This is a genomic window from Streptomyces sp. NBC_00386 (genome assembly GCF_036063235.1).
Lineage (GTDB): Bacteria > Actinomycetota > Actinomycetes > Streptomycetales > Streptomycetaceae > Streptomyces.
The window spans coordinates 1-23,388 of record NZ_CP107950.1 but is presented as its reverse complement, the minus strand read 5'-3'; the positions used below and the strand labels follow the sequence as shown (position 1 = coordinate 23,388).

General features: G+C 71.8%; 16 protein-coding genes and 2 pseudogenes. 8 read left to right on the top strand and 10 right to left on the bottom strand.

Going from position 1 to position 23,388, the window contains the following annotated elements:
• Window position 1: 1 nt before the first annotated feature.
• Window positions 2-571 (top strand): hypothetical protein, encoded by a 570-nt coding sequence (locus tag OG780_RS00090; protein WP_328443361.1) that lies wholly within the window; start codon window positions 2-4, stop codon window positions 569-571.
• Window positions 572-726: 155 nt separating this feature from the next.
• Here the strand turns inward: OG780_RS00090 and OG780_RS00085 are convergent.
• The 9 genes and pseudogenes from OG780_RS00085 to tap all read right to left on the bottom strand — a co-directional run.
• A pseudogene (locus OG780_RS00085) lies at window positions 727-981 on the bottom strand (tyrosine-type recombinase/integrase); the annotation flags it as partial.
• 269 nt (window positions 982-1,250) lie between these two features.
• Window positions 1,251-2,165, bottom strand: a complete 915-nt coding sequence (locus OG780_RS00080) for a TniQ family protein (RefSeq protein ID WP_328443359.1) — start codon at window positions 2,163-2,165, stop codon at window positions 1,251-1,253.
• Window positions 2,162-3,193 carry a TniB family NTP-binding protein gene (locus OG780_RS00075; protein WP_328443357.1) on the bottom strand — a complete coding sequence of 344 codons (1,032 nt, stop codon included), beginning with the start codon at window positions 3,191-3,193 and terminating at the stop codon, window positions 2,162-2,164. Before OG780_RS00075 ends, OG780_RS00080 begins: the two co-directional genes overlap by 4 nt.
• Window positions 3,190-5,280, bottom strand: a complete 2,091-nt coding sequence (locus OG780_RS00070; RefSeq protein WP_328443355.1) for a transposase — start codon at window positions 5,278-5,280, stop codon at window positions 3,190-3,192. Before OG780_RS00070 ends, OG780_RS00075 begins: the two co-directional genes overlap by 4 nt.
• A gap of 26 nt (window positions 5,281-5,306) precedes the next feature.
• A complete protein-coding gene (locus OG780_RS00065; RefSeq protein ID WP_328443353.1) occupies window positions 5,307-7,256 on the bottom strand; it encodes a transposase in 1,950 nt (649 codons plus the stop codon).
• Between the two features lie 41 nt (window positions 7,257-7,297).
• Window positions 7,298-7,931 (bottom strand): annotated as a pseudogene (locus OG780_RS00060) (TnsA-like heteromeric transposase endonuclease subunit).
• Between the two features lie 560 nt (window positions 7,932-8,491).
• Window positions 8,492-9,877 carry a TniQ family protein gene (locus OG780_RS00055; protein WP_328443351.1) on the bottom strand — a complete coding sequence of 462 codons (1,386 nt, stop codon included), beginning with the start codon at window positions 9,875-9,877 and terminating at the stop codon, window positions 8,492-8,494.
• Window positions 9,878-10,022: 145 nt separating this feature from the next.
• Window positions 10,023-10,580: a telomere-protecting terminal protein Tpg gene (tpg, locus tag OG780_RS00050; protein WP_328443349.1), complete on the bottom strand. Its 558-nt coding sequence runs from the start codon at window positions 10,578-10,580 to the stop codon at window positions 10,023-10,025.
• 11 nt (window positions 10,581-10,591) lie between these two features.
• Entirely contained in the window at window positions 10,592-12,823 is a 2,232-nt protein-coding gene (tap, locus tag OG780_RS00045) for a telomere-associated protein Tap (protein WP_328443347.1), read from the bottom strand.
• A gap of 190 nt (window positions 12,824-13,013) precedes the next feature.
• Between tap and OG780_RS00040 the strand changes: the two genes are divergently transcribed.
• From OG780_RS00040 to OG780_RS00015, 6 genes are all read left to right on the top strand, one after another.
• The gene (locus OG780_RS00040) at window positions 13,014-15,470 is read left to right on the top strand and encodes a DEAD/DEAH box helicase (RefSeq protein WP_328443345.1); all 2,457 of its coding nucleotides are present in this window, start codon (window positions 13,014-13,016) and stop codon (window positions 15,468-15,470) included.
• A gap of 63 nt (window positions 15,471-15,533) precedes the next feature.
• Window positions 15,534-15,791 (top strand): toxin-antitoxin system HicB family antitoxin, encoded by a 258-nt coding sequence (locus OG780_RS00035; protein WP_328443343.1) that lies wholly within the window; start codon window positions 15,534-15,536, stop codon window positions 15,789-15,791.
• On the top strand, window positions 15,788-16,036 hold the full coding sequence (locus tag OG780_RS00030; RefSeq protein ID WP_328443341.1) for a hypothetical protein: 249 nt from the start codon (window positions 15,788-15,790) through the stop codon (window positions 16,034-16,036). The genes OG780_RS00035 and OG780_RS00030 overlap by 4 nt, the downstream gene beginning before the upstream one ends.
• Before the next feature lie 166 nt (window positions 16,037-16,202).
• On the top strand, window positions 16,203-18,482 hold the full coding sequence (locus OG780_RS00025) for a protein kinase domain-containing protein (protein ID WP_328443339.1): 2,280 nt from the start codon (window positions 16,203-16,205) through the stop codon (window positions 18,480-18,482).
• A 112-nt stretch (window positions 18,483-18,594) separates the two neighbouring features.
• Window positions 18,595-20,583, top strand: coding sequence for a pentapeptide repeat-containing protein (locus OG780_RS00020; protein ID WP_328443337.1), 1,989 nt, complete (start codon window positions 18,595-18,597; stop codon window positions 20,581-20,583).
• A gap of 280 nt (window positions 20,584-20,863) precedes the next feature.
• Window positions 20,864-21,652, top strand: a complete 789-nt coding sequence (locus tag OG780_RS00015) for a hypothetical protein (protein ID WP_328443335.1) — start codon at window positions 20,864-20,866, stop codon at window positions 21,650-21,652.
• Here the strand turns inward: OG780_RS00015 and OG780_RS00010 are convergent.
• Window positions 21,610-22,515: a hypothetical protein gene (locus OG780_RS00010; RefSeq protein WP_328443333.1), complete on the bottom strand. Its 906-nt coding sequence runs from the start codon at window positions 22,513-22,515 to the stop codon at window positions 21,610-21,612. The two genes, OG780_RS00015 and OG780_RS00010, sit on opposite strands and share 43 nt — an antisense overlap.
• Before the next feature lie 187 nt (window positions 22,516-22,702).
• On the opposite strand from OG780_RS00010, the gene OG780_RS00005 reads away from it, so the two are divergent.
• A complete protein-coding gene (locus tag OG780_RS00005; RefSeq protein ID WP_328443331.1) occupies window positions 22,703-22,864 on the top strand; it encodes a hypothetical protein in 162 nt (53 codons plus the stop codon).
• Window positions 22,865-23,388: the final 524 nt, after the last annotated feature.

Sequence of the window (23,388 nt, the reverse complement as noted above, 5' to 3'; positions counted from 1 at the left end):
CATGGCAGTGATCAATCCGTGGGCCGCCCTGGCTCATGGCGGTGCGGGGCTTGCTGAACTCCGGGAGGCTGTCGTGGGCGAGGCCGTGAGAACGGTTCGCTACGTGGCGTTGCGGGGGGAAGGATGGCCCGAAGGGCACAGGGAAGATCGCGCTCACGAAGTCGATGTGGCCGTTGAGCTGGGCATGGAAAGCGGATCTGCGCTTGTTCTGTCCTGGGCGATGGATGGGGTCAACGAAGGGATGGCAATCGAACTCAGGAATCCCGGAGATACGAGCGCAAGCCTGCCCGGGGATCCCGTCGACGTGAGCGACCACGTCGATTGGGAGGGTTTCTTGGGTGTATCGATCGCGGGCATCGGTATTGCTTGGCACATCCCTAACGACGGATGCCCAGAGATGCCTTGGGCCTACAACTTCAGATTCGCCAATGAGTCGAACGTGGTAATTGCACTCGGTGAGGCTGATGGTGCGGGATTCACGTATATGCCTGACGCTCTGCTCGTGATCTTCGATAAGGCCCTTGCGGCTGCATACAAGATTCCAGCGAGCGCCACATCTTCGTGCGGATAGATCGAATCGTGGTACCTCATTCGATGCATCCAGGCTTCACGTGTTCGCCTCTATCAATTCCTGGTCGGTGCAATTTCTAGGGAATGAAGGCGAATGGACAGGGGCCCCACCGGAGTGATCTCCGGTGGGGCCCCTGTCGCCGTTTGACGGCAACGTCAGCGGACGGCGGCAGCGGCGGGCGGGTCGTCGGGGGGGGGGGGGGGGGGGGGGGGGGGGGGGGCGGTCGGGTTGAGGGCGTTGCCGAGGGTGTCGATGGCCTGGCGCTGGAGGCGGAGGCGTACGTGAGCGTAGACGCCGATGTGGGCGTGGCCGAGGAGTTCCTTGATGACGACGAGGTCGACGCCCTGTTCCAGGAGCAGGGTGGCGGTGGAGTGGCTGAGATCGTGGAAGCGGATGGTCCGGAGTCCGGCGCTTGTGGCGTAGCTGACGCGTTTGCTTATTGATCTTGGTTGTGGCCTGGCGTTGTTCAGTTGTGCTGAGCGGTGGGTCTGTTCCGTCCGGTGGGGTTTACGTGGAGTCGCGTGTCCGGCGCCGGGGGATTCGTGGGCTGAGCTGGCTGTTTGGTGTTGCGCAGTGAGCTGGGTGGGGCGGCGGTTGTTGCTCAGTGTGGTTGGCGCGCCTGTAGGTACCGGTGCCGGCCGGTTGTGTGAGGGTCGGGGCGGCAAGGGGTGTGGGCCGTTCAGCGGGCGGTGAGGCGTTGGTGGAGCAGGTCGTGGTCGGCGGGTGCGAGGCGGGGCAGTTGGAGGCGGCTGGCGAGGTCGTGGAGGAAGGCGGTCTGCTGGGTGGGTGTCAGGGGGTGTGGGGGCAGGCGGTCGAGGGCTGTGGCGAGGGTGAGGGTTTCGGGGTAGATGATCAGGTTCCGGCAGGTCAGGGCGGGTGAGGCCGGGCCTGGGGCGAGGTGGGGGTTGGTGGTGGTGAGCCGGTGCAGGCGGGTGTGCCAGCGCTGGTGGAGGTGTTGGTGGTGGTCGTACCAGCGTGTGGTGATCGTCGATGCCCAGCTCAGGGAGGCCGCCGTGGGCGGGCGGCGGGTGGTGAGTCGGGCACGGGTGAGTTCGGGGACAGCACGGATCTTGAGGGGGGTGCGCTGTCTGGGGTCGCTTGAGGCTTGCTGGTGGCGGGTGCAGATGAGAGCCCGGGGCAGGCCCGGTGCCGGGTGGATCCATGCGGGGACGGCTTTGTGCGGGCTGCGGTGAGCGGTGCAGGCGGTGCACGCAGGCAGCGGCTGCATCGCGGGCTGGGCGGGCTGCCAGCGGGCGGTGGCGGCGCGGGCCGTGCCGATGGCGGCGGGCGGGGGCCGGCGGGCCAGGGCGCGGGCGAGGTGTGCGGGCGGGATGCGGGTGAAGCCGGACAGGCGGCGGGCGGCTTCGTTGCTGAGGTGGATTTCGGTGGCGGGCGGGGCGGCGGGGGTGCCGGTGGTGGTGATGTGCAGGCCGTCCAGGAGCTGGGCGGCACTGAGGTGGTAGGCGGCTGCGAGGCGGGTGAGGTAGGAGGCGGTGGCCTCGCGGGGCAGCGGTCTCACGCGCAGTGCGCCGGGCGGGGTGGGCCACATGGTTGCGGCTCGCACGGCGGGGCGGGGCGCGGTGGGGGTGGTCACCGGTCGGTGGGCCGGGCGCGGCGGGCGGGGGTGCGGGGCCGGTAGTGCTCCTCGGCGAGGTGGTCCAGCGCAATGGAGTCCAGCAGTGTTCTGGTGATGTGCTCGCTGCCGGCCAGGATGGCTTCGATGGCGGCCTGGCGGATCAGGGGGGCCAGGCTGCCGATCCGTCCGGCGGTCCGCTCGTGCAGGTAGGGAGCCAGCCTGGGCAGGCTGCCCGGCCGGTGCGCGCTCAGGTCAAGGGCAGCTTCCAGAGCGGCGATCAGCTCGCGGAACGGTTCGCGCTCGCCGGCCCGCGCGGGCAGCGCCCCGCAGTCGATCAGGGAGGCCCGCCCAGCCAGTTGCGCCCCGCGCACCCCGGAGAATACTGCGCTGGCGGTGACGTCGATGCCCGCGTAGACGAACGTGGCGGGGACGCGTTCGGTGAGGTCTTTGAGCCAGTCGGCGGCCTCGGCGCCGGTGGAGGTGCGCGGGTTGAGGCGGTGGATCTCGTCGATCAGCACGAGCTTGACCCCGGCCGCGGTGTAGGTGTGGCAGACGGCTGTGGTGATCTGCGCGGTGGTCATGCGCGTGGTGACGGGGATGCCGAGGTAGCGGGCGAACTCCCCGGCCAGTGTCTTGGCGGTGGCGCCGGGCGGCACCAGCACATAGGCCACCGGCACACTGTCGTCGCCCGGGGCGGCACGGCGGGTGTGGGCGAGGTGGCAGGTCCGGCCGACCTGCAGCAGCGCGGTGGTCTTGCCGGTGGTGGCCGGCCCGGTGACGATCAGTGATGGCCGGGCGGTGATGTGCTGGTGCCGTCCGAGGATCATCAGTGTGCGTACCTGGCGTGCCAGGGTCTCGATGGCCGGGGTGCGCACGGTGACGAACCGCGAGTGGTAGGCCAGGCGTTCCTCCAGCGAGCGCGGTGTCTGGCCGGGCTGCGGCGGCGCGGGCGGGGCGGCGTGGGCGAAGCGGGCGAAGGCATCGAAGGTGGTGACTGCCTGCGCGGATGTTTCCTCGACGGGGGGCGTGGTGTCGGGGCTGGTCACCAGTGCTCGGCCTCCTCGAAGGCGTCGTACAGCGCGAATCGGGCCGGCGCCGGGGGCTCATCGCCGCCGGTTTGGCTGTCGTCATCGACATGGGTGCGGGCGTCGACGGCGTCGAGACTGTCCTCGGCGTCCTCCCTGCCCCCGGTCTGTGCGTCGTCACCTGCTGTCTGCGGGCCCGCCCCGCCTGCCGCCGGCACCTGGCGGCCGGTTGCTGCGGCGGGTGCGCCGGGGCCGGGCAGGGGACGGGCGCGGCGCAGGACCTGGTCGGCGGCCTCCGCGAGGGCCACTTCGTGCTTCTCGCGGTCTGTGCGCCGGCCGAGGGCGGCGCGGATGTGGCGCCAGGCGGTCTCGCCCATGGGGGCGTGGACGTGGTCGCGGTGGATCCACGGGATCTCGTGCAGGTGCCCGTCGGGCAGCCGGATGTAGATCTGCCGTACGTCGTGCGGGTTGAGGTGGATCTCCCACCTGCCGCCGGGGGAGGCGGGGCAGGGCCGTCCGCGGTGCTCGTTGAGCACGGCGTGGTCGTAGGTGCGGTGGTTGATGCGGATGCCGCGGCCGGTGACGGGATGGAAGCGCACCGGCAGCAGTTCCAGGTAGTCGGTGCCGCCCAGCGGCCACGGCACGTACCCGCACGCGCCCAGCAGCGCGCCCCACATCTCGTTGGGGGCCAGCGCCTTCTTCGGCAGCAGGGGGTGGCGCAGCCCGTCGTGCGGGCGGTGCTGCCAGCACGCGGTGATCCATTCGTCCAGCAGCTCCTGCAACTGCGCCACCGTGAACCGGGCTTCGTCCTGCACCGCCTCGCCGCGCGCCAGGACGTGGGGGCCGGTGTAGCCGGCAACGTGCTGCGCGAACAACGAGTTGATGCTTTTGAACGTCCTTTCCACCGCGCCCTTGGCGGCCGGGGAGCGCGGCGGCGCGGGCTGCACGCTCACCCCCAGGGTCTCGCAGGCGGCCAGGAACGCGGCGGAGACGAAGATGGCCCCGCGGTCGATGACGATCGTCTCCGGCACCACCACCGGCCGCGCCGCCGCCGACTGAAGCCGTCCATCCAGGGCGAGGAGCCGGTCGTAGGGGACGGCGGCGTGCGCCAGGCGCAGCTGCTCGCCCCAGCCGGGCCGCACCGGGTGCGGTACGGCCATCTCCGCCAGCAGCAGGGCGGCGTCCACGGCCTTGGTGCCCTCCTCGCGCAGCACGGCCGCCACCACCGACCTGGTCGCCACGTCGAGAGCGATCGTGAGTTCCGGGCGCACCGCACGGCCGTCCTCGCCGATGGCCATCACATCGAGGCGGGTGGTGTCGATCTGCACCAGCTCGCCCGGCCGCAGCGCCACCGTCGGCGTGAAGGGCCGCACCGGCGCGGCCGTTGCGGTGCGGGCCGGCCGTCCGGGATGCTCCAGCGGGTCGGCCAGTACCCGCGCCAGCCGGTTGAACGTCGACGGCGCGGGCAGTGCCACCGTGCCCGGCCCGTGGGTGTCGGCCAGGATGTGCCCGGTCAGCTCCCGCAGCCCCTTCAGCGTGCCCTTGGAGCGGCCGCGCTGGCGGCGCAGTGCCTCCAGCACCGCGGCCACCACCCGCTCATCGGCCTGCCCGGTCGCACTGGAGGGTTTGCGGCGCGGGATCAGACCCCACAACCCCTGGCCGTGGTAGCGGGCGCGCATGCGGCGCACGGTGGCCCGGCTGACCCGCGGCCAGCCCAGTCTGGTGAGTTCGTCGGCCTTGGCCTGCTCCCGCTCGGCCATCGATGTGCGCTGCGGGTCGTACTCGGGCCGCGGCATCCCGGCACTGCCCAGGCCGTCGGGCAGCCCGGTCTCGATCTCGCGGATGTGCCGCTGCCAGGCCAGAGCCCGCTCCCGCTCCCGGGCGGGCACCGACTCCAACAGCCCCCACTGCCGCACTCCCGCACTGGGGGAGCCCACCACGGTGAAACCCGGGTCGGCGAACAGCAGCGAGGCCAGCACCGACGCCGTCTGCCCGTCCTCGCCGACCAGCGTCACCGACGCACCGGCCACCGCGGCCACCTGCCAGGTACAGCCCTGGAACGTCACATACGCGCCCAGCTTCACCTGCCGGCCGCTCGCAGCGGCCACGCGGCGCCCCCGACGGGCGTGTGCGCTCACCACTGCTCGGCCTCCGCCCACGCGTCCCACACTCCGAAGGCACCCGCAGGCCCGGGCCCGTCCGGGACCGGTGCCACGGCGCCCCCGCCCGGTGCCGGCTTGTCCACCACGCCCTGGCCGGGCACCGGCACACCGGCCTTTTGCCCCGGCCCCTCGCCCGCTGGTGCCCGCTGCCCGGGCGGGCCATTGCGGTCGGCGAGGATCTGCCCGGTGCGGCGCCAAACGGCGTCGTCGAACGGGCGAAGCGCGTACGCGCGATCGGTCCAGGGGATCTCGTGCAGGCGCCCGTCGGGCAGCCGGATGTAGATGTGCCGTACGTCGTAGGGGTGGTGGTGCACTTCCCACCGGCCGTCGTCCGTGGTGGGCCGGGCCCGGCCGCGGTGCTCATCCAGGCACTGATGGTCGTAGCGGCGCCTGCCCAGGCGGATCCCGGACTCGGTGACCGCATGGTGCTGCACCGGCAGCAACTCGGCGAAGTCCTGCCCGCTCAGCGGCACCGGCAGCGACCCGGTGACGCCCAGCAGCACCCGCCACATCTCCTGCGGACTCAGGGCCGCCTTGGGCAGCAGCGGTTGCCGCAGAGCCTGTTGGGGGCGGGTGTGCCAGCGGGCGGTGATCCACTCGTCCAGCACATCGTGCAGGTGCGGCAGACCGAAGAACGCCTCCGCCTGCCGTCCCGCGCTGTCCGGCGGGTGCACAGCACCCAGCGCGGTGGCCAGGTCGGCGGCGTGCCGGGTGAACACCGCGGCGAGCGTCTTCACCGTGTCCCCGGCGACACTGTGCAGGCCGCAGCGCCGTGCGGGGACGGCTTCCAGGCTCACGCCGAGGCTCTCGCACACGGTCAGGAACCAGGGCGTGACGGCGGCCGCCGCCGGGTCGAAGACCAGCGTCTGGGGCAGGGCGGCCGGACGCGCCACGATCGCCTCAAGACGCGCGTCCAGGGGCATCAGCCGCTCGGGCAACCCCTCGTGGGCTGCCTGCAGCATCTCCCGCCACCCGGGCCGCGCCGTGCGGGGGACTGCCATCTCGGCCAGCAGCACGGACAGTTCGACCGGCGCGGCCTGCTGCGGGTGCAGCACGGCGGCCAGCACACAGCCCGTGGCCCCGTCCAGCGCGCAGGTGACCGACACCGCCACCACACGGCCGTCCTCGCCCACCGCCTCGATGCCCAGGCGGGCGGTGGCGACATGGACCCGCTCGGCGGGCCGCAGCGCAGGCGGCCCGCCGCCTGCCCCGTCCGGACCGGTGGCGGTGCGCGCCGGGCTGCCCACCGGCTCGGCCGGGTCCGCCAGCATCCTCACCAGCCGGTACAGCGACGACCTGGCCGGCAGCGTCACCCGGCCCTTCCCGTGGGTCTGCGCCACGATCTGTTCGGCCAGGTCGATGACCTGCTTGACGGTGGTCGCCCTGCGGCCGCGACGTATGCGCAGCGCCTCCAGCACGGCGGCCACCACCCGCTCGTCCGTACGCCCGGTGGGGGAGGAGGCGCGCAGGGACCTCTTGTCCACCAGCCCCAGCAGCCCCTGGCGCTGGTAGGCCAGCCGCATCCGCTGCACCGTGGGCCGGCTGACCTTCGTCCATCCCAGCCCCGCAAGCTCCTTCGCCTTGGCGTGCTCCCGCTCGGCGAGTGTGAAGGCGTGCGGGTTGTACTCAGGCCTCGGCACCCCGCCGCTGCCGGGGCCGCCGGGCAACCCGGTCTCGACCTCCCGGATGTGCCGCAGCCAGGCCATCGCCCGCTCCCGGGCAGGCAACGGCACATCCGCCCACGCGGCGGCGGCCGGAATCTGCGGGGCGCCCTGGCCGAGGACCTCGAAGCCGTCGGCGGCCACCAGGCGAGCGGCCAGCACGCACCCGGTGGCCCCGTCCTCGGCGGCCAGATACACCCGCCCGTCGACCACGCCGGTCACCTGCCACGTGCGGTCCTCGAACGTGACCTGAGCGCCCACTCCAACACACCGCCCGCCGGGGGCGGTTACCTCGTGCCTGCTCACCTGCCGTGCTGCTCCTGCTCCCCGTCGCCTGCGGCCGGGCCGGGCGCCACAAGGGTGTGCTCGCCCAGCGGCCGCTCCAGGTCCGCCACCAGCCGCCCGCGCCACAGCGCGTGGTAGAGCACCGGGAGCGCCGAGAGGGTCTCGCCCGCCGCCGCGGCCCCGGCCATCAACGGCCGCGCGGTGGTGAACGCCTGAAGCACCGCCTGCTCAAGCCCGCCGGCGTCGCGGTGGCGGGGATGGCGGTAGCCGGCCAGCCAGCGCACGTTCGCCGCCACCACCGCATCCGGCGGCATCAGGCGCCGGTAGGTGAACCCCACCGCCGCACACGCCGCCTGAAGCACGGCGGCCGCGCGCGGCCCGGCGCGCAGCCGGTTCTGCGGTGGCGGGGCAGTCGGCGAGCAGGGCGCTTTTGTCGCCGTAGCGGGCGAACAGCTGGGGCACCCAGCTCAGCGTCCGCCTGCTGTCCGGGTCCCGCCAGATCAGCCGCACCGGCCGCGCCGCCAGCGCCACCACGCACGGATCGCGGTCCAGCAGCATCAGCTGCATACACATCGCCTGCGAACCGTGCGTCACATGCCGGCCGGTGGTGGCCGACCACCACCAGCCCGGCGCCCACCGCCGCCCCGGCACCACCGGGAACGCCGCCACCGGCGCCAGCCGCTCGAAGGGCTCCGCGACCGCAGCCTCCACCCAGCGGCGCTGCACCAGCCGGCCGTCCGCCCCGGCGAACTCCGCCTCCACCGCGGCGCCTTCCGGCACCCGCCAGGCGCCGTCCGCGCGGGCGGGTAAGCCGTCCTGCGGGCCGCCCTGACTGCTTTCAGTGATCACATACTCCACATAACGCCCTACCGGTCACGCCGCGCAGGCGAACCGGCCGGTAACCCCAACTACGCTGCACCGCAGGTCCATCGGGGTTTGCGCGGGGTCAGAATGACACCCGCACGCGCCGCTGTCAGTGCACACCCCTGCACTTTCCCGTCCTCGGGCCGCGGGGTGTGTGGGCAGGTGGGATCGCCGCTATCCCAGAGACGACAGCACCCATCCCGAGTCGTCCTCGTCCGAACCGAGCCGGATCAGGGCGCCAGACGGCATCGCCGCACCGCGCGCGAGCGTGTCGAGGCGTGCGGCCCGCGAGCTCGACGTCGTACTCGTCCAGGAGCCGCATGATGCCGCCCGGGGTGCCGAGCACGTCAGCCGTGGTCCTCGCCCGCGGCCACGATCTCCGCCAGTTCGTGGGCGGGCAGGCGGGCCCACGCGGCGACCTCCTCCAGTGTCACCCCGGCGGTGACGGCCGCGACGGCCGTGTGCGCCAGAGCCTCCTCGACCAGCTCGGCGCTGCGACCGAGGTGCTCCAGCAGAGTGCGGGCCACCTCGGCGGTGGTGCCGCTGTGCACGCCGCGCAGCTCCACCAGCTGCTCGCCGGCCTCCTTGACCAACTGGGTGATGTGGAAGCGGTGTTCGGCGGACACGGTGGCCCCCCACCGGGTGCCGGAGCCGCCCGAGCGCTGCTCGGCCGCCAGGACGCGCAGCTGCCCGGCCAGGGTCGCGGGCTGCTGCTTCCTCCTCACATGCCACGGATCGTCCCGCTGTCCCGGCGCACTGCTCCAACGGCGGGCGCGTACGACCGCGCCCGTCCAGTCGTGCAGCGCACTGCCGTGATCGGTCGCGAGCAGCGGCCCCAGCCAGGCCCGGCCCACCCGCTCGCCCAGCCGCCGGCAGAACGGATCGTCCTCACGCCGCGCCCGGGGCCGCGTCCCCCCGCTCGACTTCCAGAGCAGGTCGGCCGACGCCGGATCCAGCAGCAACCCCGCAACCGCCACGGCTTCGGGGAAGATCGCCGCGTCCCGGCCCACGATCCGCCACCACGCCAGCTCCGCCGCCGCGTCGCCGCCCGCCAGCCGGTGCAGACGGCGCGGCCAGATCTCCTCCCGATCCCAGGACAGGGCCTGCTCCCACCACTGGGCCACCACCGCATGCGACAGAGCGAAAACCTGCTCCGGCTCCACCCCGGCCCGCAACCCACGTCTGGCCACCCGCGCCCACCGCCGCTGCGCGACCGCCACCTCCGCAACGCCGCGCACATCCAGGTGTTCCAGCGGCTGGTCGGCGTCCGCGTCCAGCAGCCAGCGCCCGTGCCGGATGCAGACCCGCTGCCAGGGCGGCACGAACCGCACCGCCCGCACCGCCTGCCCGGTGCGCCGCGCGGTGCACAAACGGCACCCGAACGCGGCCGGTCCCGCCACCGCGGACGCCGCCCGCCACCGCGCCTGCGCCTGGACAGCGCTGCCGGTCCCGGGGTCGTCCATGGTGAACGTCGGCAACGCGCGCGCCAGCACCGCCGGCTCAACCCCGCACAGCCCGGCGAGCACACGCCGCCCGGCCTCGTTGAGTACCAGCTCGGCATCGGCCCGCACACCGCCGCCCTCGTGCCGTGCGGGGGAGTTGCGGCACGACCACAGCCGCACCACGTCGGCGGCCGCCAGACCGTAGCGGGCCGCGGCCCGGGCGATCAGCGACGAGGTCAGCTCCCCAGCCAGCGGCACGGTCCGCAACGCCCCTGCTTCCACAGCCCTCACCGACACCCCTCGTCCGCTCCCCGACCAGAGCAATGTGGCACGCCCGGCGAGGCCGGCACGCCCGATCGCCAGGAACTCACCCGCACGTCGGGCAGGGCACCTGGTCTCCTCCCGGTCTCCGTCCGTCTACACCGGACTGCCTTGCCTACAGCTCGAACCGGAGGTCGACGAGGTCGGTGAGTTTCACTTCGAGGCCGTGGGCGCGGCGGCCGCCGTCGCGGAAGTAGACCTCGCCGAGGGCTTCGGCGGCGATCTGGCGCAGGTCGTCCTCGTCGACGCCGTCCTGCTGGGCCTGGAGGAGGCGGGCGGCGTGGTGGGGCGGAAGGGGGAGGGTGAGGTGGCGGACCCGGGACTGGTCGGTGCTGCCGCCGGCGGCGGTGTAGCCGAACCGGCCCTGGACGTCGATCATGATGCCGCCGCTGGTGGCAGCGGCCTGCTTGGCCCGGGCCCTGATCTGCGGCTGCCAGCGGGCGAGTGTCTCGCGGTGCAGCCGGTCGGCGAGCTGCGGGCGCGGCTTTTTGATCTGGTTGTTCACGTACCGCTCGACGGTGCGCTGGCTGATGCCGAGGAGTTCGGCCACCTGCCGGGTGCTGTGCTGGTGCTGTCGGACCAGGTAACGCATCTGCGCCCCGGCGGACTTGGGCAGCGGCCGTGTGAACGCGCCCTGCACAGCCCGCTCGAGTTCTTCCGCGACGGTGACCACGCTGTCCCCCTCTATTTCCCGGTGTCCGGGCCGTCGGCCCGGCCGGTCTTGATGTAGCGGGCGAGGTTGGCGACGTGGCCGTCGCCGCCGAGCTCCTCGTACTTCTCCGCCCCCCACAGCACGCTCTGGGTGCCCTCGTGCTTGACCATCCCCGGGGACACGCCGAGCCGGAAGCTGCCCGCCACGGTCTTGCCGTCGGCTCCGTAGGGCAGTACGTCCAGCGGGCTGGGTCCGTCGGCGGCGTACACGGCGCAGTCGGAGAGGACCGCGATGGGGTAGCGGCCGGTGGCCGCGGCGAGGTTGAGCATCTTGCGGTGCATGTTGATCCGGGCGCGGGAGATGACGGCGGCGCGGATGTCGGGGCGCCAGGTCGGGCGGGCCAGCGCGGGCCAGGCGTGGCCCGGCTTCCAGCCTTGGCCGCGCGCCTTCTCCTGCAGCTTGCCGATGCCGCCCTTGATGGTCATTTTGACGGCGTCCAGGACGATTGCCAGTTCCGCATCGCGCTGCTTGTAGCCGTCCATCGCATCGAGGAACTCGCGCGGGCCCAGTTTCTCGCCCACGCCGAGATCGGCCATGGTGGCGACGTAGGCGTCGCGCAGCCGCTTGTACCAACTGTCCAGGTACCGGCCGCTGTCGTGGCGCAGCCAGCCCTCGAGAGGGGCGACTTCATAACCGAGTTCGACGGCGTAGGCCACCGTCGGGGTGGCGTACCAGGCCGGACCGGTGGGTCGTTCCCCGGTGGGCGTGAACGCGCTGGGCAGCAGGTCGCCGTCGAGGTCGCGCCACTGCTTGCCGATCTTCACCCGGGACGGGTCGACGTGGGAGAGGTCGACCAGCCAGGAGCCGGGCACCGCCGCATCGAACGTCGGACGCACGACGTGCACCGGGGGAGTGGACAGGCCGACGACCGCGCCGTTGGCGGCCGCGCCGAACGCCAGGTTCACATCGATGCCCACCAGGTGGCGCTGCATGCACTCGGCGTCCGTCATCTCCCGCGCCCAGTCGTACGCCTCCTCCATCAGCTTCTCCTCGGGCCCGCGCACGTGGAAGCGGGGCAGGTCCGCGAGCACGGGGTGGCCGTCGGTCGCCTCGCACGGCGCCGGATCCAAAGCTTCGGTTCCCAGCGATCCGGGCCGCAGCTCGCGGTGCCGCCTGCCGTCCTGGTCCGGCTCGCTCGCGCGGGTCGGCGGGTTGAGCGCCGTCATCAGGTGAAGCCCCGTCACCGCGGTGGTGCCCACCGGGGTGACGACCCGCTGCGCGTACACGCCCAGCACCCGGGCAAGCTCCGCCGGAGCAAGGCATGCGGCATGTCCCCAGGCACGGTCGTCCAGGGCGTGCCAGGAGGGGATGCACAGCTGCACGCAACTGCGCCGGCCTCCCTGCGCGGGGCGGTAGATCCGCGCCCATGGCCCGAATCCCCGCTTCGTGAGCTGCCACTCGGCACGCTCGAGCTGGCCCAGCACCTTGTGCCCCTCCGGGAGCCGCCCGGCGAGCCTGGCCTCCTCCGGCAGCTGGGCGGGCAGACCGTAGCGCTCACACGCCGCCCCGGTCAGCACCAGCAGCGGATCGGCGTCCTTGCCCGAACCGTGCAGCCGCTCCGCCCCCAACTGTGCCTCGCTCAGCGCCCACTCGACCAGAGCGGGCAGGGACTTGGCGGGCACGTCCAGGAGCAGACCGCCGACGCCGTAGCCGGTCACCTGCCCGTCCGCGTCGGCGTCCAGGACGAGCAGCGGACCGTGTCCGTGCTGCCCGTGCGCGGGCCCGGCATCGGCCGTACGGACAGCGGCCTTCGGCGCGCCCGGACGGCGCGAGGACGGGCGGGGCGGCGCGGCAGCAGGCGTCGGATGCGGCGCCCGAGCGGCGGCACCGGCCTCGGAGGCCGGAACGGGCGAGAGAGCGGGGGAGGGGGCGGGCGTGCTCGCCGCCTTCGCGGGCCGCGGTTCCGCCGCGCCCGATGCCTCCGGTGCTGGAGCCTCGGGCTGCGGGGCTGCGGCGGTCTCCATGGCCGGGTAGAGGAGAGCGAGTTGGGCGAGCAGGCGCGCGTACGCCTCCCTCTGCGGAGGTCTCGGCTCGGCCTTGCCCGACTCCCAGCCGCCGATCGTCGCCCGCCGGACGTCGAGGGCCGCGGCCACCTCGTCCAGGGTCAGGGCGTGCGCTTGGCGCAGTCGCCTGCGTTCGGCCGGCGGCGGCAGCGGGGACCGGGACGCGATCAGCGCGTCGACCGCGTCGAAGAGCTCGGACATGGGACACCTCCAGTACCGACCCTATCCCATGGATCGCACATTGCGCGTACGGATACCGTACTTTTCGCGTACGAATGATGTGCGGGCTGGTAGGGTGCTCGGTTGGTGGGGCTTCAATGGGGTCTCGCCGCCCTCCCCGACCGTGGTAGCCCTGTGGCTGCCGCCCCGTTCTCGGATTGAGGAAGCTCGCATGACCGTGGCCGCTGTGTTCACTCCAGACCAGCCGAAGGAGCGGCGGCTGTTCGCCGACCAGGCCGAGGCCCTCTCGCGGTTGGCGCGTCATCTGCGGCGGCCCGGGACGCGCGCCCTGTACGTGTCGGCGACGGGTACAGGCAAGACGCTGGTGTCGATCCGGCTGGCGGACGAACTCGACGCGCGGCTCGTCCTGTTCGTCGTGCCCACCCTGGACCTGGCCGCGCAGACGGCGCTGGCGTGGCGGCGCGACGGTCACCTCGAGCACATGGTGATCGTCTCCTCGATGGACGTGGAGGGCCGTAGCGACCTGGTGGCCGCGCACGTCATGTCGGCGACCGACCCGCGCACCCTGGCCGCGCTGATGTCCGTGGTCGGCGACGAGGAGGACCAGATCCCGGCGCTGACGGTGATCTGTACCTACGACTCCCTGGACAAGATCGAGAAGACCCGTAAGACCCGGTACGCGGTTCCGGCGTTCGATCTCGCGGTCATGGACGAGGCCCACCGCATCGCCGGGCGCGCGGACAAGAAGTGGGCCATCGTCAACGACGCGAAGCGCATCCATGCGGACCGCCGCCTCTACATGACCGCCACCCCCCGGATCTTCGCCGCTCCGGAACTGGCCGAGTCCGCCGACGTCACCCGCCCGCGCCGCCGCGCCCCCGCACCCGCTCCCGACGTCGACGTGTCCGCCAACTCGATGGAAAACGAGCAGGTCTACGGCAAGAAAATTTTCGAATATCCGCTCGCACAGGCGGTGGAGGACGGGCGCGCCGCGGACTACCGCATCGTGGTGCCCACGCTGACCGACGCCGACCTGCGCCGCCGCCTGAACATGCCCGCCCCGGGCACCGTGGGCACGGCCCCGGACTCTGCCGGCGGCCGCGATTCCGGCGAGGAGGATGACGGTGCGCTGCGCACCACCGCCCTGCACCTGTCCGTCCTGCGCGCGATGACCGAGCACGGTCTGAAGAAGGTGCTGGTCTACTTCAACCTGGTCGCCGACGCCCGCCGCTTCGCCCGCGAACTCCCGCACACCCTGCGCCTGCTGGCCAGAACCGACCCGAGCCTCGTCCCCGCCATCACCCCGCAGATGTTCTTCGCGCACGGGGATAACACTCCCGCCGAGCGGGGCGACAGCTTCACCGGCTTCGCTACCGCCGACTGTGCGATCCTGGCGAACTCCCGCCTGATCGCCGAGGGCGTCGACATCCCCAGCGTGGACGCGATCGTCTTCGCCGACCCCACCCGCAGCGTCGTCCGCTGCGTCCAGGCTCTGGGTCGCGCCCTGCGCCTGGACGTCTCCGGCAAGACCGCTTCCCTGATCGTCCCCGTCTACATCCCGCCCGGCGCCGACAGCGAGAACATCCTGGGCACCGCCTACGAGCCGGTGTGGGCGATCGCCACCGCGCTGGCCGGCCACGACCACCGCATCATGGAGCGCCTGCCGGACAAGGCCAACCGCCTGCCCCGCGAGACCAGCCAGGTCATCGCGCGCCGCTGGAGTTTCGACTTCACCGTCCACCCCGAGCGCATCGCCCAGGCGATGGACCTGGTCTCCTTCGACCCCCGCGACCAGCCCGTCTCCCGCAGCCGCCGCCTCGGCCTCGCGGCCGCCCAGAACTACCGCGCCGAGATGGGCCACCTCGACGTCCCCGCCGACTACACCGACCCCACCGGCTACACCCTCGGCACCTTCATCACCACCATGCGCGACGCCCGGACAGCCGGCCGCCTCGAAGCCGACTGGACCGCCGAACTCGACGCGCTCGGCATGATCTGGGACAAGCACCACGCCGCCTGGCGCGCCCGCCTCACCGCGGCCGCCGACCACCTGCGCGCCCACGGCCACCTCGCCGCCCCCGCCACCACCCCCGTCGGCGCCTGGCTCGCCGAACAACGCCACCTCGCCGCCCACGACCGGCTCGACGCGGCCCGCGCGCAGGATCTGACCACCCTCGCCCCCGACTGGCGCCTGCCCCACGGCGCGGACTGGCACCGCAAATACCACCTGCTGCGCACCCACCTCGCCACCGGCGCCGACCCGGCCACCCTCACCCCGGACACGGTCCTGGCGGGGGTGAAGATCGGCTCCTGGCTGAACCGTCAGCTCACCACCTGGCCCACCCTCACCCCCGGCCAGCAGCAGATGATGACTGCCCTCGGCCTCACCCCCGACACCAACCCGCTCACCCCCGCCCGCCGCACCCGCCGCACCTTTGAACAGACGGTCCAGCTCCTGGAACTCTTCCTCCACCGCGAGGGCCGCGCCCCCGCCTCCCGGGAAGAGATCGTCGTCGACGGTGACACCGTCAAGCTCGGCGCCTGGCTCGCCAAAGCCCGCACCAAACACCGCGACGGCCGGCTCCCCGAGGCTCACGCCCGCCTGGTCGCCACGCTCTTCGACGGCGACTGGACGACCGAGGGCGCCGTCCCGGCCGCCGTGGCGTAGACAGCCCTTGTCGCCCGACAGACCCCCTTCCCCGCCTGCTAGCAAATCGCTAACATCGCTGTCATGGGAATCGCACAGCTCAACACTCGCGTCGACCAGGAGCTGGCCGACAAGGTGCGCGCCTCGGCGCAGCGCGCCGGAATGTCCCTCAACGACTACGTCACCGGCGTCCTCGAAGCCGACCAGGCCGCCGCGGACGGCCCCGACGACCTGCGGGAAGCCCGCGCGCGCATGCACGCCCGCGTCGCCTACCAGAAGTGGATCGCCAGCGGCCGGCCCGAAACCGGCTCCATGACCATGGACGAGGTCTTCGGCGCGTGACGGCAATCCCCGCCCGGTTCGCCGCGCACATCGGCGAGACCATCAAAAACCTGCCCGGCCCGGCCAAGGAAGAGCTCCACGACGCGGTGATCCGCGCCTGCGCCGACCCCTGGTCCTGGCCGCAGGCCGACAAGCACGACATGGATGAGGCGGTACGCGTCATCACGACCCGCACCGTCATCGTCCACTACGTGATCATCCCCGGCCCGAACCCCCACCTGTGGGTCTTCGCCATCACGGTCTGACTTCGTACACCGGTGCGCCAAGCGAGGGCTCGCGAAGCACCTCAGGAACTCGTTCCCCTCGTCAGGTCCGGGCGGCGGGAGCAGGCCGCCTGCCGCAAGGCGCGGTGGAAGACCCCTTTGCACTGACATGCCCGGCCCGCAGGCCGGGGCGTACTCCGGAGGAACCGTGCAGTTCACCGTCCTGCCCGTTCGCGCGCGGCCCGTCTCCCCGCTCCCGGGGCAGGCGTTCCTGGTCCGGGACAACTGGGACGACTACCACTTCAAGACCACCTTCGAACTGCTCTGTGCCGATGACCGCGGAGAGGTCAGGAGCATCGGGCAGGTCAAGATCGGACAGTTCGGCATGACGGCACCGGCCCAGACATCCGTGCCGGACGCCTTCGAGACCCTGGACGGGGCCTCCTTCTCACTCGGACAGAACGACGCCTACTACGAACGGCTTGCCGAACTGGGCCCCGATGTGCAGCGCACCGTGCTGCAGGCTCTGAACGACGTCGCCTTCGACCTGGACCTCTTCTCCCGCGCCCGCGACCAGAGCGTGATGGGCACCTCCCTGCTGCGGTCCGTAGCCCCTGGCACCGTCACCGGCCGGTTCCGGAGCACTGTCATACCCGCAGGGCCGTCGGCGGCCATCACCGATGTCACCCGCCGACATCTGTTCGACGCGCTGCGCACCAGCGGGGCGGGTTGGTCGGGCAGTCTCGACGAGGTCACCTTCCTGCGCAGGCTCTACGACCTGGACCGCCTGGAAAGCTTCGATCCGCGGTTCGCGACCGTCGAGGGCGACATCATCCAGCACCGCTACAACAACCCCGGTGACTGGGACGAGGACTGGGTCTTCGGCGATTCCCGCTTCGGTCTTGCCAGCGGCCCCGACGAGGTCCTGCTCCGCTTCCTGGCCGAGATGGTCCACCCCGCCGTCCGGACGGACACCAGTGAGACCGAGCAGCTGCTGGCTCTGATCAACGGCGCGCTCGCCCCCGACGGCTATCGCCTCGTCCCGGCCTCCACCGTCAACGGCTACCCGGTCTACGAGGCCCGCCAGATCCCGGCAGCCCTGGCTCCTGCGCCCGCTCTCCACACGGCTGCCGCGCAGCCGGCACCGTCCGGCCACAGCGCCTACGAGATGGTCCGCCGCGCCGCGCGCGGCGAGCGCAAGGACTACAACTGCCCGCCCAAGCCCGTCCCCGGCGGTCAGGCGGACGTCTTCAGGGCGACGCACAAGCCCACCGGCATGATCGTCGCCCTGAAGAAGCTGCATCAGAAGTACCCGGCCGAACGCCCGGTGGCACGGATGCGGCGCGAGATCGAGGTCGGCCAGTTCCTGAACGGCCATGCCCACGCGATGCCGGTCCTGGATTTCGGCGCCGAGCACACCTGGTTCGTCATGCCCTGGGCCGAGGCGACCGCCGAAGAGAGCCGGGAGCAGCTGCAGCAGCCCGGCCAGCTGCGCGTCCTGGTGACCGCCCTGGCATCGGTGCTCGCCCCCGCTCACGCCGAGGGGTGGCTGCACCGCGACATCAAGCCGTCGAACATCCTCTGCCTCGACGGCTGCTGGACCCTGGCCGACTGGGGCATCGTGCGCCGGCCGCGGGGCCAGACCACCAAGGCCGGCCGGACCGGCCTCTACATCGGCACCGAGGGCTTCGCTGCCCCGGAGCTGTTCCAGGCACCCCACGAGGCGACCGCGTCCAGTGACATCTACAGCATCGGCAGAGTCATCGCCTGGGCCCTCACCGGCGACCTGCCCAAGACCAACCTGCCGCTGCTGCCTCCTCCGGGCCCCTGGCGCAGCATCGTCCGTGCCACCACCCACCCGGACCCGCAACGCCGGCCCCAGAGCGTCGCCGACCTGCTTGCCCTGATCGACCGAGAGCACGTGGACTACCCCGAAGACCCCCTCCAGGCAGCCCGCCTGCATCTCGAGGCCGCCAACACCGGCGACCCGGCCGCAGCCGACGCGCTGCTGGCCCTGGCCGGCGACCACCCCCAGGACTACGAACTGCTCGTCGGCGTCCTCCCGGACCTGGCCGCCGTGCACGCGGGACCGGCCCTGCAACGGGATCTGGCGCAGGCACAAGCCCTCCTGCACGCCTTGGCCGAGCACGTGGGCGGGGACGACACCCACATCGTGCAGTTCGCCGAGGCCGCGGTGATCGTGACCTGGCTCCAGGGCGTCTGCGCCCACGCCGCCCACCGATCCGACTGGGATCTGCTGGAGGAGGCGGCTCTCACGATGTGCATCTGGGACGGCGCCTGGGACCAGTGGGACGCCCGGGACAGGATCCGGCCCTGGCTGGTGTCCCTGACGGGGGATGCCGCAGCCGTCATGGCCTCCGTCCTGCGCGACCACCCGGAATCCGCACAGCACTTCAGCAATCTGGCCGACGACCGCACCGCCGATCCGCGCATCCGCGCATCCGTCCGCTCGAGCACCGCACCGTAAAGCCGCGCGCCCTTGGCTCCCTGCAGCGCTGCGCTCGCGGGGGCCGCTGAACCGGCCCGCCCCTCGGCATGCCTGCCAGCAACCCGACCACGCTCTTTGGAGTCACCGCACCATGAGCACACCCGCACCGCCCCCCTGGCCACACTGCCGGCACGGCGCGGACCCGGACACCGACCCGATCGGCTGCCGCGGCATCCACGTGCCCGGCCACACCGCGTGCCTGGCCCACCTCACGGACACCGCCCGCACCGCCTACCTGGCCGGCCTCGCACCCGGCGCCGACATCGACCACCGCGGCACCGCCTTCACCAACGACTCACTGCGCCAGCTCCTCACTGCGCTCCACGATCCCGCCACCGGAACACCTCAGATAGGCCAGGCCCTGTTCAACGAGGCGAGGTTCACCGGCAACGCCCGGTTCGACGGGACCCGGTTCACCGGCAATGCCAGTTTCGACAGGGCCCAGTTCACCGATGACGCCTCGTTCCATAGGGCGCACTTCACTGGCGACACCGGGTTCGGTGAAGCCCAGTTCACCGGCCACGCCGTGTTCGGTGAAGCCCAGTTCTCCAACATCGCCGGGTTCACTGGGGCGCGGTTCGCCCGCGACGCTGGATTCGCGAACGCGCGGTTCACTGGCACCGTCGTGTTCAGAAAGGCGCAGTTCAACGGTACGGTCTCATTTTTCGATGCCCAGTTCGCCGACGGCGCCGGGTTCGGTGGGGCGCAGTTCGACCGCTACGCCGCCTTCGGTGGTGCACAGTTCTTTGGCACGGCCGGGTTCGGCGGGGCGCAGTTCGCCCGTGACGCCGGATTTGACGCGGCCCAGTTCACCGGCGACGCAAGGTTCGGTGAGGCGCAGTTCTCCGGCAATGCCCGGTTCGACGGGACCCGGTTCGCCAGTGACGTCCGGTTCGACGGGGCCCGGTTCGAGGTGGCCTCCGAACTGGGGCCCTTCGTGTGCGCGGGAGCGGTGGTGTTGTCCGGTGCGGTGTTCGAGGTACCGGTGACGCTGGAGATCGCGGCGCGTGAAGTGCGCTGTGTAAGGACGCGGTGGGAGTCGACTGCCACCATACGGGTGCGGTACGCCGCGGTGGACCTCAGCCACGCGGTCCTGACCGCCCCCGCAGCGGTCATCACCCACCCCGCCCGCTTCACCCACGGCGTCGACACGGTCGAGGAGGATCTGCTGACCGGCCCCGGCCCGCAGCAGCGCAACCCCGAACGGGCGCGCATCGTCTCGGTGCAGGGCGTGGACGCCGCGCACCTGGTGCTCACCGACACCGACCTGAGCGACTGCCTGTTCTCCGGAGCCTTCCACCTCGACCAGATCCGCCTGGAAGGCCGCACCACCTTCGCCTCCGCCCCCACAGGCTGGCACCGCCGATACATCTGGCCGGTGTACTTCACCCGCCGCCGTGTCCTCGCAGAGGAACACCACTGGCGCGCTCGCTCTGCCGACCAGCTCGGCCCTGCCGTGAGCGAGGCCCCTGACCCCCACCGGTGGAGGCGTCCCGGACCGCATCACCCCGACATCGCCCGCACCCCGGGCCCGGCCCCGGAAAGCGTCGCCGCGCTGTACCGGCAGCTGCGCAAAGCGTTCGAGGACGGCAAGAACGAACCCGGCGCCGCCGACTTCTACTACGGCGAATGCGAGATGCGCCGCCACGACCGGACCGGCACCCCCAAGGGCGAACGCCGTCTGCTGTGGGGATACTGGCTGCTGTCCGGCTACGGCCTGCGCGCCTCCCGCGCCTTCACCTGGCTGCTCGCCGCCATGTCTCTTACCGTGCTGCTCCTGATAGGCATCGGCCTGCCCACCCACGATCCGGACCCTGCCACCACCGGCACCCTGAACGGCAGCCGAATCAGCCTGAACACCTCCACCCCCGACCCGGCACTACACGGCGGATGGCCGCAGCGCATGACCTGGGCCCGTGCGGAGAAGGCCACCCGCGTTGCCATCAACTCGGTGGTCTTCCGCTCTTCCGGGCAGAACCTCACCACGGCCGGCACCTACATCGAGATGATCTCCCGTCTCCTCGAACCCACCCTTCTGGCCCTCGGTGTCCTCGCGGTCCGCGGGCGCATCAAACGCTGACTGGCCCGGCCGCCGCCAGACCTGTGACAAATCCGCTAAGGATCACTGCGTGATCGATGCGCTGAGCTGTTGGTCTAGTGATCGTTGCAGGATTTCTGGTTGTTGTGATGTGTCGACCTGAGCTGGGGTTTCGGCAGAGGTTGAGGAGCCAGAGAGGCTCCTGAAGTGCGAGTTCAGTGATCGCTTCGGAATGTGGTGATCGTCGCAGGATTTCCTGTTGCCGGGCACCAGTAGGGTGCGCGGGATGAAGGTATGCGTTGAAGCCTCGTTCGATGCGGCTGTGCCGGGCAGTCGTGGGGCATCGCTGGTCCGGTGGTTTCGTGCCGTCCGCACCGGGCTGTACAGCGGCCTGGTGGAGGCGGAGGCCGGGAGCGGGGGAGGGGTCGTCTCCGAGGCGCAGATCGTCCCGGACATCGACGACTTGGTGCGCCGCTTCCCCCGTATCGGGAAGACGTGGCCGCAGTTCGAGGAGGAGCTCGCCGCGTTCCCTTGGGGAGCCCAACTCGTGTTTCTCACGGAGGGCGGGGAACTGGACGACCTGGGACGGGCGAGCTCCTACCACGTCCTGAGTGACGGTTCCATCTGGCGGGCATCGGCTTTGGCCAAGGTCAATTCCCCAGATGACGCCGCATCCTGCACTGCGGTGGTGGACTTCCTGTACGCCGCGCTGGATGGGAGCAGCCCCCTCTACGGCCACATCGAGTGGGACAACTTCGACGAACTCACCAACCTCGATACCGTGCTGCGCCGCAGGCGGCGCACGTCCCTGCGCGAAGGCCGGCAGTTCCTGCGCGGCTACGCCTGGGTGACGGTCTGCCCGGCGGAACTTGTGACGCGGCTGGGCGGCGCCGCGGTGCTGGAGGACTCGGGCGCGTTTCACCGGGTGTTTCCGCTGCGGGCGGGGGGTGTGCTGCTCCAGGCATCGGCCACGATGGACGGGTACACGGACCAGGTGATGGAGCGGGTGTTCGAGGCGCTGGCTCCCGTGCTGCCGCCGGGCGAGCCTCGCCCTGACCCCGCCCACCCTTACACGCGGTTCGTCCCGCGAGACGCCGCCACGGTGCGCTGAGCCGGGCGGGGGCGGCGGAGCAGTTCCATCCCCAGGACGAGCAGGAGCTGCTTCCCGGTCTGGTCGAACTGCTCCTGGAGGGTGGGCTCGCGAAAGAGGCCGGCCAGCTCTCCGGCACCGGCGGCGAGGTCACCGCGCTGGGCGAGGTAGTCGGCCATGGAGACACGGTGGATGGCGCGGGCCCGCTCCAGCAGCGCACCGTCCACCGCCTGGTCCAGGGTGCGGCCCAGCGCGGCGCTGAGGGCCTCGACGTGGCTCACGACCGCCTCGACGGTCATCGGTGTCTGCACGGGGCCGAGCGCGCGGACGAGGCCGCTGGCGGCGAACACCGACTCCGGCTCCATCACATCCCGCACGGCGTCCAGCAGCTCGGCTCGCCCGCGCACCGTCAGGGCCTTGCCGTTGCCCAGTGCGGTGATGGTCCGCACGAACCGGGCCCGCGCGGTCCCGCCGGCCAATGGATGCCCGACCTGCTCCAGCAGACCCACAGCACCCTCGCGCGCCACCTCCTGGCTGCGCCTACCGCGCCCCACCCAGGTCACCCATGCCCGCTGCGCCTGCCGGGTGGAGACGTAGCCGTCCCACCACAGCCACATCGCCAGCGGCACCTGCGCCAGCGCACTCAGGTGCGCTACCTGCTGCCGCTTGTCGAGCAGGAGCAGCAGCAGCCGGCGCTGGTTGACGCTGTGCTCGGCCTTGTCCGAACCGCGGTGCCGGGTACGCAGCTGCGGCTGGTCCAGCAACCCCTTGGCGATCCAGTCGTGGACCCGCCGCACGGTCATGTCCGGATGACCGGCCGCATGCGCGTCCGCGACGAGGTCCTCGATGCTGCCGGGCCCGGTGATGCTCTCCCACGTGTACACGGGGTGGAAATTACATCGTTCTCCCGCCAACCAGACCCCTGTTGAGGATGCAGCGCCCACCACCCGGCTGCCACGATCAGTTCAGCAGCACAACAACCCTGCCGACCCCCGGCGGACCGCCTCGCTGCACTACCCACACCCCGCAAGGGCGCGCGGCCGCGCCCTGCCCGAACGAAGGACACCCGTCATGCCGAAGAAGAACCGCACCCCCTCCACCACCGCGCACCAGGACCACGCAGCCACCGCCTCCTGGCGGCGCCTCGTCTCCGCAGCACTCCTCACCGGAGCCGCCCGCCACATCGGCGGCCTTCTGGCCGGCCTCGCAGTCACCTGGTGGCAGCACGACTGACACTCCACCACACCTCGCCTGACACACGCCTGCTGAGGTGATGTCAGGACAGCCCGGCTACACACCCATTGAGTCCTCCGCGCTCCCACCTCAGCGAGACACACCGCCGAGCACCGCCCGCAACTCCAACTCAGGGGCACCCACCCCGAACCCGGATTCACCAAAAGTTCTACAGCAAAGGAAACAGCTCACCGACCACCCGCCCCGTGCCTCCGTAGCCAGCCGCCCGCGGAACGCGGGCCGGGTCCGGGAGCGCAGCGGACGGACCCCCAGGCTCCTCCAGGAGCGCAGCGACGAGGAGCCGCCGGCTCGGAGCGTAAGCGGAGAGCCGGAAGGGCACCAGCCCAACCTCCGGATTCACCGAAACTTCTGACGGAAGGAAACACTGGCTCGAAGCGCAGCGCAGAGCCCAACTCCTCGCACCGCGAGGAGTTCGCTCCGTCACCCGCGCGCAGCGCGGGGCTCCGCTTCAACTCCCGCGCGCAGCGCGGGAGTTCCCTTGGAACCTGCGAAGCAGGTTCTTG